The following is a 15,394-nucleotide window of genomic DNA, read 5'->3' as shown; positions in this document are numbered from 1 at the left end:
CATGAAGCCGCAAACCTGGACTCTTCCACCGCTGGACCTGGCTGCCATTGATGCCATCGCAGCCGGTCGGCCTGTGCGCGCCGACAGCCGCCTTGTCGGGGCGGGTGATGTGTTCCTGGCGTTCCAGGGCGAATACGCCGATGGCCGCACCTATATAGATAAGGCGATCGCCGCCGCCGCCGCCGCCGTGTTGTGGGAAGCAGAAGGTTTTACCTGGCAAGCCGAATGGACCGTGCCCAACCTGGCGATCCCGCAATTGCGTGCGCAGGCGGGCATTGTGGCCTCGCACCTGCTGGGCGATCCGTCGCATACGCTGTTTGTGGCCGGCGTCACCGGCACCAATGGCAAGACCTCTATCGCGCACTGGCTGGGCCAGGCGTTCAGCCTGCTGGGCCACAAGACGGCTGTGCTGGGCACCATGGGCAACGGCCTGTGGGGCGCGCTGGAACCGTCGACCCACACCACGCTGGACCCGGTTGCCGTGCAGCAATGGCTGACCCGTTTCCGTGATGAAGGCGCCAGCCATGTCGCCATGGAAGTCTCGTCACACGGGCTGGCCCAGGCGCGGGTGCATGGCGTGGCCTTTGACACCGCCGTCTTCACCAATCTGACCCGCGATCACCTGGATTACCACGGTTCGATGGACGCCTACGGCGCCGAGAAAGCGCGCCTGTTTGCGTGGGAAGGCCTCAAGCACGCCGTCATCAATGTTGATGACGAGTTCGGTCGCAAGCTGGCCGACGAAACCACGGCGAAAAACGTCATCACCTATGGCATCGACCAGGGCGATATCCGCGCCGTGGCAGTGCATGCCTCGCTGGCCGGGCTGGCTCTGGAAATCGACACTCCGCAAGGCCGTTGCAGCGTGGTGAGCGAGCTGATCGGCCGGTTCAACGTCTACAACCTGCTGGCGACGCTGGGCGTGTTGTTGTCCGCCGGTGTACCGCTGGCCGATGCTGCCCGCGTGCTGGGCCAGATCAAGCCCGCCGGTGGCCGCATGCAGCGCCTTGGCGGTGGCAAGCAGCCGCTGGTGGTGGTTGATTACGCCCACACGCCGGATGCGCTGGAAAAAGCGCTCTCCACCCTGCGTGACGCCATGCCGGAAGGCAAGCGCCTCTATTGCGTGTTTGGCTGTGGCGGCGACCGTGATCCGGGCAAGCGCCCCATCATGGGCAAGATCGCCTGTGATCTGGCGGACAACGTCATCATCACCAGCGACAACCCGCGTTCGGAAAGCCCGCAAAAGATCATTGAAGACATCGTCAAGGGCGTGGAAGGCGTTTATGGCCTGGGCGATCACAACTACGCCATCAGCGTGGACCGCCGCCATGCCATCGAAGACACCATTGATCTGGCCGGGCCGGACGACGTGGTGCTGATTGCCGGCAAAGGCCACGAGACGTATCAGGAAATCAACGGCGTACGCCATCACTTCGACGATGTCGAAGAGGCGCGCGCTGCACTGCAAAGGAAGTCGCAATAATGCTCACCCTGCGCGAAGCTGCGCTGGCCCTCAACGCAACGCTCACGGGCGATGCGGACCTGGTGTTCACGCGCGTCAGTACCGACAGCCGTGATATCAAGCCGGGCGATCTGTTTGTAGCGCTCAAAGGCGAGCGCTTTGATGGCCACGACCACGCTGCCGCCGCGCTGGAACAAGGCGCAGTGGCCGTGCTGGTTGAGCGTGACCTGCCCGGCACGACCATTGTCGTGCCCGATACCCTGACCGCACTGGGCCAGCTGGCCGCGTTCTGGCGCAACCGCATGACCGATCTGAAAGTGATCGCCGTGACCGGGAGCAATGGCAAGACCACGGTCAAAGAGATGATCGCCACCGTACTGGCGCATTACGCCGGTGCCGATGCCGTGCTGGCCACGCGCGGCAACCTGAACAACCACATTGGTGTGCCGCTGACGCTGTTCGGCCTGAAGCCGGAACACCGCTACGCCGTGGTTGAAATGGGCATGAACCATTTTGGCGAGATCGACTATCTGACCCATCTGGCCAGCCCGGATGTGGCGCTGGTGAACAACGCGCTGCGCGCCCACCTGGAAGCGCTGGGCTCGGTGGAAGGCGTGGCGCGTGCCAAGGGCGAAATCTTTGGTGGCCTCAAGGATGGCGGCACTGCCGTGATCAACGCCGATGACCCGCATGCCGAGTTGTGGAGTCAACTGGCCATGGGCAAGCGCCAGATCAGCTTTGGTCTGAAGTCGGCCGAAGTCCACGCCCGCGAAGTGCGCGAAACCGACGAAGGCAGCCAGTTCATCCTGGGCGCCGGCATTGATGAAACGCACGTACTGCTGCCGGTGCCGGGCCTGCACAACGTCCGCAACGCGCTGGCCGCTGCCGCTGCCACCTCGGCCGTCGGCCTGACGGTGGAAGAGATCGCTGCGGGCCTGGCTAGCTACAAAGGTGTGAAAGGCCGGCTGGAGCGCAAAACCGCCGCCAATGGTGCGGTGCTGATCGACGACACCTACAACGCCAACCCGGATTCCATGCGCGCCGCCATCGACGTACTGACCGGCATGGCTGCCGCCAGCGGCAAGCCCTCTGTACTGGTGCTGGGCGATATGGGTGAAGTGGGTACGGAGAAAGTTGAACGCCACATCGAGATCGGCCAGTACGCCAAAGACAAGGGCGTACAACAGCTGTTCACGCTGGGTACCGATATGGCCCACGCCGCTGCGACCTATGGCAGCACGCATTACGCCAGCCTGGAAGACCTGCTGGCCGCACTGAATAAAGCCGTCACGCCAGACAGCATTGTGCTGGTGAAAGGCTCGCGCTTTATGCAGATGGAGCGCGTGGTCAAAGCGCTGCAAGGCGATAACAACAATAAAAAGGATGCCTGACCCATGTTGCTGCTGCTGACTCAATGGCTGGGCGAATCGATCCGCGCTTTCAACGTGTTCAACTACATCACGTTGCGCGCGGTGCTGGCCATGATTACCTCGCTGGGCATTTCCTGGATGCTCGGCCCGTGGGTCATCCGCAAGCTGACCGAAATGAAGGTCGGCCAGGCCGTGCGTAATGACGGCCCGCAGACGCACCTCGTCAAGGCCGGCACGCCGACCATGGGCGGCACCCTGATTCTGCTGTCGATCGGTATCACTACGCTGCTGTGGGGCGAGCTGAACAACAAGTATGTCTGGCTGACGCTGATCGTGACGCTGGCCACCGGCGTGATCGGCTTTATTGATGACTACAAGAAAGTGGCGCTGAAGAACCCCAAGGGTTTGTCGGCGCGCGCCAAGATGATTGGCCAGTCGGTGATCGCCATCGGCGCCGGGTTGTTCCTTGTGAACGCCGGCCAGTTGCCGTCGCACACCGGTTTCATCATCCCGTTCTACAAGGAAATCCTCTACCCGTTCGGGGCGATCGGTTTCTGCATTCTCACGTATTTCGTGATTGTCGGGACATCCAACGCGGTGAACCTCACGGATGGCCTTGATGGCCTGGCGATCATGCCGACCGTGTTTGTCTCTGGCGCGTTCTGCATTTTTGCCTATGTGGCCGGTAACGCGGTGTTCAGCAAATACCTGGGCATTCCGCATGTACCGGGCGCGGGCGAACTGGTGATTTTCTGTGCCGCCATGGCTGGCGCGGGTCTCGGGTTCTTGTGGTTTAACGCCTATCCGGCAGAAGTGTTCATGGGCGACGTCGGCGCGCTGGCGCTGGGCGCGGGCCTTGGCACCGTGGCCGTGATCGTGCGCCAGGAAATCGTGCTGCTGATCATGGGCGGCGTGTTCGTGGTGGAAGCACTCTCGGTGATGATCCAGGTGGCCAGCTTCAAGCTGACCGGCAAGCGCGTGTTCCGTATGGCGCCGCTGCATCACCACTATGAACTCAAGGGCTGGAAAGAGACGCAGGTCGTCGTGCGCTTCTGGATCATCACCATGCTGCTGGTGATGGCTGGCCTGGCAACTCTGAAGCTTCGGTAAAAGGGACAGGACAAGATCATGGCCTGGCAAGGAAAACACTGCATCGTCGTCGGGCTCGGAGATTCCGGGCTGGCCGCCGCGCGCTGGTTGAAAGACCAGGGCGCGCGCGTCAGCGTGGCCGATACCAGCGACGCGCCACGCAATCTGGCCGCGCTCAAAGCTGCGCTGCCAGACGCTGACGTGCGCCTGGGCAAATTCACCGATGCCACCTTTGCCGATGCCGACGCCCTGATCATGAGCCCCGGCGTGGCGCTGGCCACCCCGGCCTTGGCCGCTGCCGTCGCGCGCGGCGTGCCGGCCCTGGGCGATGTGGAACTGTTTGCGCAAGTCGTGGCAGGCAGCAAGGCCAAAGTCGTTGCCATTACCGGGTCTAACGGCAAATCCACCGTGACCACCATGGTCGGCAAGATGTGCGAAGCCGCCGGTCTGGCCACCGTCGTGGCGGGCAATATCGGCCTGCCGGTGCTTGAAGCGCTGCTGGAGTGGCAAGCCAAAGGCACATTGCCGGATGTCTTCGTACTGGAACTCTCCAGCTTCCAGCTGGAAACCACGTACTCGCTGCAGGCCGATGCCGCCACCGTGCTGAACGTGACGGAAGACCATCTGGACCGCTACACCGGCATGGCCGATTACGCGGCCACCAAGGCGCGCGTGTTCAACGGTATGGGCGTCATGGTGCTGAACCGTGAAGACGGCTGGTGCCGTGGCATGACCCAGGCTGGCCGTGACCTGGTCTGGTTTGGTGCCGATGCCCCGCGTAATGGCGCGGAATACGGTCTGGTCGAACAGAGCGACGACTTCAGCCTGCGTCTGGGCGATTTTGAGTTGATGAAAGCCTGCGAACTGCCGCTGGCAGGGCTGCATAACGCGGTCAACGCGCTGGCTGCGCTGGCGCTGTGCAAGGCGATCGGTATCGCCACCAGCCCGCTGGTGGCCGCGCTCAAAGCGTTCAAGGGCTTGCCGCACCGCGTCGAGTTCGTGGCCGAGATCGACGGTGTGCGTTATTACGATGACTCCAAAGGCACCAATGTGGGCGCGACCGAAGCCGCGCTCAAAGGCATGACCCAGCCGGTGGTGTTGATTGCGGGTGGTGACGGCAAGGGCCAGGACTTCCGCCCGCTGGTGCCCGCGTGTGAGCGCATCTGCCGCGCCGTGATCCTGATCGGCCGTGATGGCCCGCAGATTGCCGAAGTCCTTAACGACGCCACCTCTGCGTTCATTGGCGAGGACGACGACGAGGATGACGACGACGAATCCTTCTTGCCGGTGCTGCAAGTGCCGACGCTGGAAATGGCCGTGAGCATTGCCGCCAACATGGCACAACCGGGCGACGCCGTGCTGTTGTCCCCGGCTTGCGCCAGCCTGGATATGTTCCGCAACTATCACCACCGCGCAGAGGTCTTCATCGCGGCGGTGAACGCGCTGGCCGGAGGTGCGGCGTGAAACAGTTGTTCTACCAGGCCCTCAAACGCGTCCGGCCGACTATGGCCGCGTACGATCAGATCCTCCTCTGGACGATCCTGATCCTGCTCGCGTTCGGCCTGGTGATGGTGTATTCGGCTTCGATCGCTCAGGCAGAAGTCGACAAGGATGTAGGTTTCCGCGCCAATTACTATCTGATCCGCCACTCGATTTTCCTCGTGGTCGGACTGATTGCCGGTTTCGTCGCATTCAATATCTCGACCAAAACCTGGCAGCAATACGCGCCAATCCTGTTCATTCTGGGCACCTTGCTGCTATTGGTGGTGCTGGTACCGGGCATTGGCCGTGAAGTGAACGGCAGCCGCCGCTGGCTCTCCCTGGTGGTCATCAACCTGCAGCCGTCCGAAATCATGAAGTTTGTGGTGCCGCTGTACGCCGCTGACTACACCGTGCGCAAAGCAGCGTTCATGGGTGGCAACCTGGTTGAAAGCATCACCAAGGGCCTTTTGCCCATGATGATCGTGATGCTGGTGGTTGGCGGTCTGTTGCTGCTGGAGCCTGACTTCGGCGCCTTCGCCGTGATTACCGCCATCGCCATGGGCCTGTTGTTCCTGGGCGGCTTTAACTGGCGCTTGTTTGCCGGCCTGATCGTGATGCTGGCCGTGGGCTTTGTCGGTCTGGTGGTCAGCTCGCCGTACCGTATGCAGCGGGTGCTGGGTTTCCTTGATCCGTGGAAAGACCCGTTCGGCAAGGGTTATCAGCTGAGTCACTCGCTGATTGCCTTTGGCCGGGGCGAGTGGACCGGCGTGGGCCTGGGCGCCAGCGTAGAGAAACTCTCTTACCTGCCAGAAGCGCATACCGACTTCTTGATGGCGATCATCGCGGAAGAACTGGGTTTTGTGGGCGTCGCCTTTGTGGTGGCGCTGTTTGCATTCCTGGTGTTGCGCGCGTTCCTGATCGGCGTGCAGGCGGCCAAGCTGGACCGCGCATATCAAGCGCTGGTCGCACAGGGCATTGGCATCTGGTTTGGCGTGCAGTCGGTCATCAATATCGGCGTGAACATGGGCCTGATGCCGACCAAGGGCCTGACCCTGCCGCTGCTGTCGTTTGGTGGGTCGGGCATTGTGGCCAACCTGCTGGCGCTGGGCGTGCTGATGCGCATCGACTTCGAAAACCGCCAGATGATCCGCGGGGTGCGCCATGAGTAAGCGCACCTTGATGGTCATGGCTGGCGGCACCGGCGGGCATATCTTCCCGGCCCTGGCCGTGGCCGATGCTGTCCGCCAGAAGGGCTGGAACGTAGTGTGGCTGGGTGCTGCCGGCGCGATGGAGACACGCATCGTGCCGCAGTACGACATCACGCTGGAAACGCTGCCCATTACCGGCGTGCGCGGCAAGGGCCTGCTCAAGAAACTGGTGCAACCGTGGGTGCAACTGCGGGCGCTGGCCAAGTCGGTAAGCGTGATTTTCCGCTACCGCCCGGATGTGGCGATCGGCTTTGGCGGCTTTACCGGCTTTCCTGGCGGCCTGGCCACGCGTTTGCTGTGGCTGCCGCTGGTGATCCACGAACAAAACTCGGTCGCCGGCCTGACCAACAAGGCACTGTCGCACATTGCCAACCGCGTGCTGTTTGCGTTCCCTGGCGCGTTCAAGGCGGGCCGTAACCGCGCCTGCATCGGCAATCCGGTGCGCGGCGCGATTCTGGATGCAGCCCAACCCGCCGCCCGTTTTGCCGGTCGCACCGGGCCGCTCAAGGTACTGGTGGTTGGCGGCAGTCTGGGCGCCAAGGTGTTCAACGAAGAAGTACCCAAGGCGCTGGCACAACTGCCGGTGGAGCAACGTCCGCAAGTGATTCATCAGGCGGGCGAAAAGAATATTGAAGCCCTGCGCGCCAATTACGACGCCGCAGGGGTAAGCGCCGACTGCGTGGCTTTCATCAGCGATATGGCCACGGCTTATGCCGACGCCGATCTCGTGGTGTGCCGTGCCGGCGCCTTGACGGTTTCGGAGCTGGCCTGCGTGGGCGCAGCCAGCGTGCTGGTGCCGTATCCGCACGCCGTGGACGATCACCAGACCGGCAATGCCCGTTATCTGGCTGATGCCGGTGCGGGCGTGCTGGTGCAACAAAACGCATTTACTGCAGCGTGGTTGCTCACGCTGCTGCAACAAACACAACGCGAGCAGTGTCTGGCCATGGCCACCAAAGCCAGAGCGCTCGCCCACCCTGAGGCCACGGCAGCTGTGGTCAAGGTGCTGGAGGAACTGGCAGCATGAAACACAAAGTCAAACGCATTCATTTTGTAGGGATCGGCGGCGTCGGCATGAGCGGCATTGCCGAGGTTCTGGTCAACCTGGGCTTTGAGGTCAGCGGCTCTGACCTGGGTAGCAACGCGACCACCCAGCGCCTGATCAAGGCTGGTGCCACGGTGCATCAAGGGCACTCGGCTGAATACGCCAAAGGCGTGGACGTCGTCGTGACCTCCACCGCGGTCGGCAATGAGAACCCGGAAGTACAAGCCGCGCATGAAGCCAAAACGCCGGTGATCCCGCGTGCCCTGATGCTGGCTGAACTGATGCGCCTGAAGCAGGGCATCGCCATTGCCGGCACCCATGGCAAGACCACCACCACCAGCCTGACCGCCAGCGTGCTGGAAGCTGCCGGCCTTGATCCGACTTTCGTGATCGGCGGCAAGCTGCAGGCTGCGGGCACCAATGCCCGACTGGGCCGTGGCGATTTCCTGGTGGCAGAGGCCGATGAATCGGACGCCTCTTTCCTGTATCTGAATCCGGTGATCTCGGTGGTGACCAACATCGACCAGGATCACATGGACACCTACGACCACGACTTCAACAAGGTCAAGGGCGCGTTTGTCGATTTCCTGCGTCACCTGCCGTTCTACGGCCGCGCGGTGCTGTGCATTGATGACCCGCACGTGCGCTCCATCCTGCCCCAGGTGACCAGCCCGGTGACGACCTACGGTTTCAGCGAAGACGCCTTGCTGCGCGCCGAGAACGTACAAGCCGTTGGCGGCCAGATGAAGTTCGACGCGGTATGGGAAAACGGCGAAACCCGCCGTATCCCGATCACCGTGAACATGCCCGGCAACCACAACGTGCTCAACGCCCTGGCCGCCATTGCCATTGGCCTTGAAGTGGGTGCCAGCGAAGCCGCCATCCAGAAAGCTCTGGCCGAGTTCACCGGCGTGGGCCGTCGCTTCCAGCGCTACGGCGAAATCGCCCTGCCTGCCGCTGCAGATGGCAGCGCGCGCGGCAGTTTCACGCTGGTCGATGACTACGGCCACCACCCGGTAGAAATGGCCGCCACACTGGCCGCTGCCCGTGGCGCGTTCCCGGGGCGCCGCTTGCTGCTGGCCTTCCAGCCGCACCGCTACACCCGCACGCGTGACTGTTTTGAAGACTTCGTCAAAGTGCTGTCCACGGTGGATGGCCTGTTGCTGGCCGATGTGTATGCCGCCGGCGAAGCCCCGATTGTCGCGGCAGATGGCCGCAGCCTGTCCCGCGCCATTCGCGTGGCCGGCAAGGTAGAGCCCGTATTTGTTGAACAGATCGCCGATATGCCCGCCGCCATTGTGGCCGCGGCACAAGACGGCGATGTGGTGATCACCATGGGCGCCGGCACCATCGGTGGTGTCCCGGCAAAGCTCACGCAGATTTGAGAACGATGAACATGAAGCAATACGGAAAAGTGGCGGTGTTGATGGGCGGAACCTCCAGCGAGCGCGAAGTCTCGCTGATGAGTGGCGCCGGCGTGCTGGCGGCCCTGCAAAGCCGTGGCATTGACGCGCACAAGTTTGATCCGGCCGAAAAACCGCTGCTGGCGCTCAAAGACGAAGGCTTTGATCGCGTATTCATCATTTTGCATGGCCCGTTTGGCGAAGACGGCACCGTCCAGGGCGCGCTGGAAGTGCTGGGCATCCCGTATACCGGCTGTGGCGTGATGGCCTCGGCCATCGGCATGGACAAGCTGCGCACCAAGCTGATCTGGCAAGCGCTGGGTCTGCCGATTCCGGCTTTTGAACTGGTGAACGCCAACAGCGACTTCGCCGCCATTGAAAAGAAGCTGGGCCTGCCGCTGTTTGTAAAACCGGCGACCGAGGGCTCCAGCGTTGGCGTGGTCAAGGTCAAGGAAGCCGGCGGTCTGAAGGCGGCGTTTGAAGAAGCGGTGAAGTACGACCCGCTGGTGCTGGCCGAAACCTTCATGGGTGGTGGCGAGTACACCACCTCCGTCCTGGGTGATGAAGTTTTGCCCGCGGTAAAGATCGAGCCGGCGACCGAGTTTTACGATTACGAAGCCAAGTATTTCCGCGACGACACCAAATACCTGTGTCCGTGCGGTTTGCCGGCCGAAAAAGAAGCGCAGATCGCCGCAGATGTGAAAAAGGCGTTCTGGGGCATTGGCGGCAAGAGCTGGGCGCGAGTGGACTTTTTGATGGATGACGCCGGCAATCACTTCTTGCTGGAAGTGAATACGGCACCGGGCATGACCAGTCATAGCCTCTTTCCGATGGCCGCACGCGCCATGGGCATGAGCTATGAGGATCTGGTGGTGCGGATTCTGGATACAACGCTGGCAGGTCAGGAATAACACGGCGATGTGGGACAAGCCCCAACTTTTGATGTGGTTTGCCAATCTGCTCACGGCTCTGGCCGTGCTGCTGCTGTTTTATTCATTGCTGTTTCTGGCCGTGCATTCGCCGCTGTTTCCGGTGCGCAAGATTTCGGTCGATGGCGATCTGGCCCACGTCACGCGTGAACAGTTGCAGTACGTGATCAAGAACGACCTCAAAGGCACGTTCTTCACGCTGGATCTGGACCGTACCCGTTCGGCCTTCGAGAAACTGCCGTGGGTGCGCCAGGTCAGTGTGCGGCGCCGCTGGCCGGACCGGCTGGAAGTGACGATTGAAGAACACCACGCGATTGCGCGCTGGGGTTCGATTGCATTGCTCAATAACTATGGCGAGCGTTTCGACGCCGCCTCTAACGACCAGTTGCCAATCCTGGAAGGCCCGGACGGCACTGAAAAACTGCTGGTAGATGGTTTGACTGACCTCAAGAGCGCCCTGGCGCCCATGGGCAAGCAGCCAACGCACATCTGGTTGTCGGATCGTCGGGCCTGGCGCTTTGAGCTGGACCGGCAAGTGATTGTTGAAGCAGGACGCAACGACGTCCTGGACCGGGTACGGCGTTTTGCCGGTGCCTGGGGCGGTTCCCTGGCGAAGCTCTCGGGTGATAACCAGGCGTTTTCGTACGTGGATTTGCGTTATCCAAACGGTTTTGCGGTACGGCTGCCGGGTTTCAAGCCCGCGGTGCCGGCCAAGGGTGCCAAAGCGGCCCCGGCCTGACCGTTGGCAATACAGGCCCGGCATGCATCCCCGCTTCTGAGCGGGTGAGCGCCGGAAACGATTAAAAGTAATCAGGAAATTGAGTAGAGGTTGTCTGTGACACGGGATACCAAAAACCTCATCGTGGGTCTGGATATCGGCACCAGCAAGGTGGTGGCGGTTGTGGCCGAAGTACAGGAAGACGGTTCGCTGAACGTGGTCGGGCTGGGCTCGGCCGCATCGCGCGGGCTCAAGCGTGGCGTGGTGGTCGATATCGAAAAGACCGTCAGTGCCATCCAGTCTGCCCTGGGCGAAGCCGAACTGATGGCCGACTGCAAGATCCGCGAGGTCTACACCGGCATCGCGGGCAGCCATATCCGCGGGCTGAATTCGCACGGCATGGTCGCCATCAAGGACAAGGAAGTCACCCAGGCCGACATGGACCGCGTGATTGAAACCGCCAGCGCGGTGAACATCCCGACGGACCATCAGGTTCTGCACATCCTGGCCCAGGAATACATCATCGACGGCCAGGAAGACGTGAAAGAACCGCTGGGCATGAGCGGCGTGCGCATGGAAGTGCGCGTGCACATTGTGTCCGGTGCGGTCTCTGCGGTGCAGAACATCACCAAGTGCGTGCGCCGCTGTGGCCTGGAGATTGCCGAAGTCATTCTGCAACCGCTGGCTTCGGCCCACGCCGTGCTGACCGAAGACGAGAAAGAACTGGGCGTGTGCCTCGTGGATATCGGCGGCGGCACCACTGACCTGTCGGTGTTTGTAAACGGCGCAATCCGTCACACCGCGGTCATCCCCATTGCGGGCGATCAGGTGACCAACGACATCGCCATGGCGCTGCGTACCCCGACTGGCGAGGCCGAAACCATCAAGCTGCAATACGGCGTGGCACTGCGCCACATGACCGATCCGCAGCAAATGATCGAAGTGCCAGGCGTGGGCGAACGCGGCTTGCGCCAGATGAGCCGCCACACCCTGGCCGAAGTGATCGAACCGCGGGTGGAAGAACTCTACAGCCTGGTGCAGGCCGAACTGCGCCGCGCCGGGTTTGAAGACCGTCTCTCCAGCGGCATCGTGATTACCGGTGGCGCTGCGCTGATGCCGGGCATGGTGGAACTGGGTGAAGAAATTTTCCACATGCCGGTGCGTCTGGGCACGCCAAAGTACGTCGGCGGTCTGGCCGAAGTGGTCAAGAACCCGCGTTTTTCAACCGCAGTCGGCCTGTTGCTGATTGCGCGCGAGCAATACATGCGTAACCCGGTGAGCCGTGTGAAGGACGGCTCGTTTGGCGACATCCTGGGCCGGATGAAGTCCTGGTTCCAGAACAATTTCTAACGGTTTTGAAAGACATGGCGCCAGGCGGTGATCCTGGCTGGTGCCAGGCAGTACAGGCAACACGGCAGAACAAGCAACAACAAGTCAGCAGCAGTCGGTTTCAGAGCGAAACAACGGGCGTTTCTTTTATCAATTTTTCGGGTCAAGCAGTTAGTCAGGGTCAGAGGAGATACACATGGCACTTACTTTTGAGTTTCAGGAAGTAGCGCACCTTGTGAATATCAAGGTGATCGGTGTTGGCGGTGCAGGTTGCAACGCCATCAACAACATGATTGAAAACGCCATGCAGGGCGTCGAGTTCATTGCCGCCAATACGGACGCGCAAGTGCTCAAACTGGCACGCGCCAGCAACGTGGTGCAACTGGGTGCTGATCTCACCCGTGGTTTTGGTGCCGGTTGCAATCCGGAAATCGGCCGCCAGGCAGCAGAAGAAGATCGTGATCACATTGCTGATCTGATCTCTGGCGCCGACCTCTTGTTCATCACCGCAGGTATGGGTGGTGGCACGGGTACGGGTGCGGCACCGGTGATCGCCCAGGTGGCGCGTGAGAAAGGCATTCTGACGGTTGGCGTCGTGACCAAGCCGGGTATCGATGAAGGCAGCCGCCAGAAAGTGGCGCAAGTCGGCATCGACGAACTGGCCAAGTACGTGGATTCGCTGATCGTTGTGTCCAACCAGAAGCTGGAAGAAGTGCTGGGCGAAGACGTGACCATCGACGAAGCCTTCCGTGCTGCCGACGATGTGCTGCGTAACGCGGTGGGTTCGATTGTTGAAATCATCAACTACCCGGGCCTGATCAACGTCGACTTTGCCGACGTGAAGACCGTGATGCGTGAAATGGGCATGGCCATGATGGGTACGGCCGTGGCTGAAGGCGCAGACCGCGCCGTGCTGGCGACCGAAGAAGCCATCCGTTGCCCGCTGCTGGACAACATCAGCTTCAAGGGTGCCCGCGGCGTGCTGGTGAACTTCTCTGCCAGCCGTGCCACGCTCAAGAAGAGCGAAATCCGCCAGTCGCTGGAAATCATCAACGCGCACGTGTCCGAAGACGCACAGGTCAAGCATGGCGTGGTGTATGACGAATCGCTGGGCGACCAGATCCGCATTACGCTGATCGCCACCGGTCTGGGCGCCAAGGAAACGTCCAAGCCGCAGCTGTCCGTCGTACAAGGTCAGGCGCAACAAGCCCGCACCGGCACCGATAATCTTGGCTTTAACGCTGAAGATTACGAAAAGCCGGCCATCTGGCGTACGCGCCGTGGTGGCAGCCTGGGGGCTGGTGAGGCCACGCAATCGGCGGCTCGTCCGGCGCTGAACAACATCGATATGGATATTCCGGCCTTCCTGCGTCGCCAGGCCGACTAAGCAGTCCCCACAGCCCTGCTGGCTGCGTTGTGCTCGCTTGCCGTACTTACGTACTGTCTGCGCTCGCACGCCTTGCCAGCACCGCTTCGCTGGGCTGTGGAAACTGCTGGGCCTATCAGGTTTGCTGCGCCTCTCTGACCCGATCGCGTAGCGTGCGGCGCGCCTTGTGGCGTGCCGCACCGGCTTCCCGTCTTTGACAGATCGGGGCCGGCACAGGTGTCTTTGCGCTACGGGATATGTAGTGGTGCGGTAATAGATTGATTCCGGCTATCACTTTTATTGTGACGATCAATCCAGCCCATGACCCGGGGCTGGTAAACTGGCGTCTTGTGTTGATAGACCGGGATAACCGGAACAGGCGGAGTAACCTTTCATGTTTCAGCAACGCACCTTGAAATCCACGGTACGTGCCGTTGGCGTCGGTCTGCATTCTGGCGAGCGTGTCACGCTCGTGATGAAGCCCGCGCCGGTGGATCACGGCATCGTGTTCAAGCGCTCCGATCTGCCCGATTCGGACGCGTTCAAGGTGGGGCCGGACCTCGTCAACGATACGCGACTCTCCTCCACGCTGATCAAAGATGGCGTGCGCGTAGGCACTATCGAGCACCTGATGTCGGCGTTTGCCGGCTTCGGGATCGATAACGTGCTGGTTGAAGTGGATGCCCCGGAAATGCCGATCATGGATGGCTCCTCCGCCCCGTTCATTTACCTGCTGCAATCGGCTGGCGTGGTCATGCAGAACGCGGCCAAGCGTTTTGTGCGCGTCAAAAAGCCGGTCGAAGTGGTGGAAGGCGACAAATGGGTGAAGCTGGAGCCGTACGACGGCTACAAGACCACGCTGACCATCGACTTCAAACACCCGGCATTCAAGAAGTCCCAGCAGTCCATTTCCATTGATTTTGCCAACACCAACTACATCAGCGAGATCGCCCGCGCCCGCACCTTTGGCTTCATCCACGAAGTCGAATACATGCGCATGAACGGTCTGGCACGTGGCGGCAGCATGGATAACGCCGTGGTGATCGACGAATACCGCGTGCTTAACGATGGCGGCCTGCGCTTTGAAGACGAGTTCGTCCGTCACAAGCTGCTTGATGCCATTGGCGATCTGTATATCCTGGGCCATCCGCTGATCGCCGCGTTCTCTGGCTACAAGTCTGGCCACGCCATGAACAACAAGCTCTTGCGCGCGCTGCTGGATGATCAGGAAAGCTACGAGATCGTCACCTTTGAAAACGACGCGGCCGTGCCGTCCTCGTTCCACGCCTTGCCGCCGCTGACCATCTGATCTGGCCAGCCCATGTTCGGCATCTTGCGCATCCTGTTTGTGCTGGCCGTGCTCTTGACCGGCTTTGGCGCGTTCAAATACCTGCGCACGCGTGAGCGCTTCTGGCTGCGCATGATCACCTGGGTGCTGTTCTGCGTCCTGGGCCTGTTGCTGATCTTCTTCTTTGGCCTGGCGTTTGAACGCCTGTCTGTCGGCTAGCTCTGCATTTGCGGTATCGTCATTTTGCGCGTGCGCTGTGTCTGGCATGCCGCGCGGGGCGCCATTATCATGGCGTATCCCTTTCTCTTTGAGATGATGAAATGTCCGATATCCAGCGCCTGAACCCGACCGCCCAATGGTCTGACGCCACCTGTTTCAACGGCATCATCCACTTTGTGGAAGTGCCGGAAAGCGGCAAGACCATGGCAGAGCAGACGCACGCCTTGCTGGCGCAAGCCGAGCGCACCCTGGCCGCGATGAACTCGGACAAAAGTCGTCTCTTGATGGCGATGATTTATATGCCTGATCTGGCCAACCGGGCCGAATTCAACCAGATCTGGCAGGCCTGGCTGCCGGCAGGTTGCGCGCCGTCGCGGGCGTGCGTGAAGGCAGAACTGGCTTCGCCGGATGACTTGCTGGAAATTGTGTTTACCGCAGCGCGGGCTTGATTGAAAGCGGGTGGTGACGGCCACCCGCGCGGGCCTG

The 15,394-nt window shown here is 61.3% G+C and carries 14 protein-coding genes; all 14 read left to right on the top strand.

The annotated features are described in order from the left end of the window. The first annotated feature begins 1 nt into the window (after nucleotide 1). Nucleotides 2-1,483: a UDP-N-acetylmuramoyl-L-alanyl-D-glutamate--2,6-diaminopimelate ligase gene (locus IEX57_RS19440; protein ID WP_188706699.1), complete on the top strand. Its 1,482-nt coding sequence runs from the start codon at nucleotides 2-4 to the stop codon at nucleotides 1,481-1,483. Then, nucleotides 1,483-2,853 (top strand): UDP-N-acetylmuramoyl-tripeptide--D-alanyl-D-alanine ligase, encoded by a 1,371-nt coding sequence (locus IEX57_RS19435; protein ID WP_188706697.1) that lies wholly within the window; start codon nucleotides 1,483-1,485, stop codon nucleotides 2,851-2,853. The genes IEX57_RS19440 and IEX57_RS19435 overlap by 1 nt, the downstream gene beginning before the upstream one ends. A gap of 3 nt (nucleotides 2,854-2,856) precedes the next feature. Then, nucleotides 2,857-3,942 (top strand): phospho-N-acetylmuramoyl-pentapeptide-transferase, encoded by a 1,086-nt coding sequence (gene mraY / locus IEX57_RS19430; protein ID WP_188706695.1) that lies wholly within the window; start codon nucleotides 2,857-2,859, stop codon nucleotides 3,940-3,942. An 18-nt stretch (nucleotides 3,943-3,960) separates the two neighbouring features. Beyond that, a complete protein-coding gene (murD, locus tag IEX57_RS19425; protein ID WP_188706693.1) occupies nucleotides 3,961-5,385 on the top strand; it encodes a UDP-N-acetylmuramoyl-L-alanine--D-glutamate ligase in 1,425 nt (474 codons plus the stop codon). Further along, nucleotides 5,382-6,572 carry a putative lipid II flippase FtsW gene (ftsW, locus tag IEX57_RS19420; RefSeq protein WP_229709135.1) on the top strand — a complete coding sequence of 397 codons (1,191 nt, stop codon included), beginning with the start codon at nucleotides 5,382-5,384 and terminating at the stop codon, nucleotides 6,570-6,572. The genes murD and ftsW overlap by 4 nt, the downstream gene beginning before the upstream one ends. Then, nucleotides 6,565-7,638, top strand: a complete 1,074-nt coding sequence (murG, locus tag IEX57_RS19415; RefSeq protein ID WP_229709133.1) for an undecaprenyldiphospho-muramoylpentapeptide beta-N-acetylglucosaminyltransferase — start codon at nucleotides 6,565-6,567, stop codon at nucleotides 7,636-7,638. The genes ftsW and murG overlap by 8 nt, the downstream gene beginning before the upstream one ends. Next, nucleotides 7,635-9,041: a UDP-N-acetylmuramate--L-alanine ligase gene (gene murC, locus IEX57_RS19410; RefSeq protein WP_188706691.1), complete on the top strand. Its 1,407-nt coding sequence runs from the start codon at nucleotides 7,635-7,637 to the stop codon at nucleotides 9,039-9,041. Before murG ends, murC begins: the two co-directional genes overlap by 4 nt. An 11-nt stretch (nucleotides 9,042-9,052) precedes the next feature. Continuing rightward, nucleotides 9,053-9,970 carry a D-alanine--D-alanine ligase gene (locus tag IEX57_RS19405; protein WP_188706689.1) on the top strand — a complete coding sequence of 306 codons (918 nt, stop codon included), beginning with the start codon at nucleotides 9,053-9,055 and terminating at the stop codon, nucleotides 9,968-9,970. Nucleotides 9,971-9,977: 7 nt separating this feature from the next. Then, complete coding sequence (locus IEX57_RS19400) at nucleotides 9,978-10,727, top strand: cell division protein FtsQ/DivIB (protein ID WP_188706687.1); 750 nt, start codon at nucleotides 9,978-9,980, stop codon at nucleotides 10,725-10,727. 96 nt (nucleotides 10,728-10,823) lie between these two features. After that, the gene (gene ftsA, locus IEX57_RS19395; protein WP_229678814.1) at nucleotides 10,824-12,056 is read left to right on the top strand and encodes a cell division protein FtsA; all 1,233 of its coding nucleotides are present in this window, start codon (nucleotides 10,824-10,826) and stop codon (nucleotides 12,054-12,056) included. A gap of 175 nt (nucleotides 12,057-12,231) precedes the next feature. Continuing rightward, nucleotides 12,232-13,422 carry a cell division protein FtsZ gene (gene ftsZ, locus IEX57_RS19390; protein WP_188706684.1) on the top strand — a complete coding sequence of 397 codons (1,191 nt, stop codon included), beginning with the start codon at nucleotides 12,232-12,234 and terminating at the stop codon, nucleotides 13,420-13,422. A gap of 373 nt (nucleotides 13,423-13,795) precedes the next feature. Then, nucleotides 13,796-14,710, top strand: coding sequence for a UDP-3-O-acyl-N-acetylglucosamine deacetylase (gene lpxC / locus IEX57_RS19385; RefSeq protein WP_188706682.1), 915 nt, complete (start codon nucleotides 13,796-13,798; stop codon nucleotides 14,708-14,710). A gap of 12 nt (nucleotides 14,711-14,722) precedes the next feature. Continuing rightward, the gene (locus IEX57_RS19380; RefSeq protein WP_188706679.1) at nucleotides 14,723-14,908 is read left to right on the top strand and encodes a hypothetical protein; all 186 of its coding nucleotides are present in this window, start codon (nucleotides 14,723-14,725) and stop codon (nucleotides 14,906-14,908) included. A 101-nt stretch (nucleotides 14,909-15,009) separates the two neighbouring features. Then, a complete protein-coding gene (locus tag IEX57_RS19375) occupies nucleotides 15,010-15,357 on the top strand; it encodes a RidA family protein (RefSeq protein ID WP_188706677.1) in 348 nt (115 codons plus the stop codon). The last annotated feature ends 37 nt before the right edge of the window (nucleotides 15,358-15,394 follow it).

The organism is Silvimonas iriomotensis (assembly GCF_014645535.1).
In the GTDB taxonomy this organism is placed as follows: domain Bacteria; phylum Pseudomonadota; class Gammaproteobacteria; order Burkholderiales; family Chitinibacteraceae; genus Silvimonas; species Silvimonas iriomotensis.
Note: the sequence above shows the minus strand (reverse complement) of the source record. Positions and strands in the feature narration are given on the sequence as shown.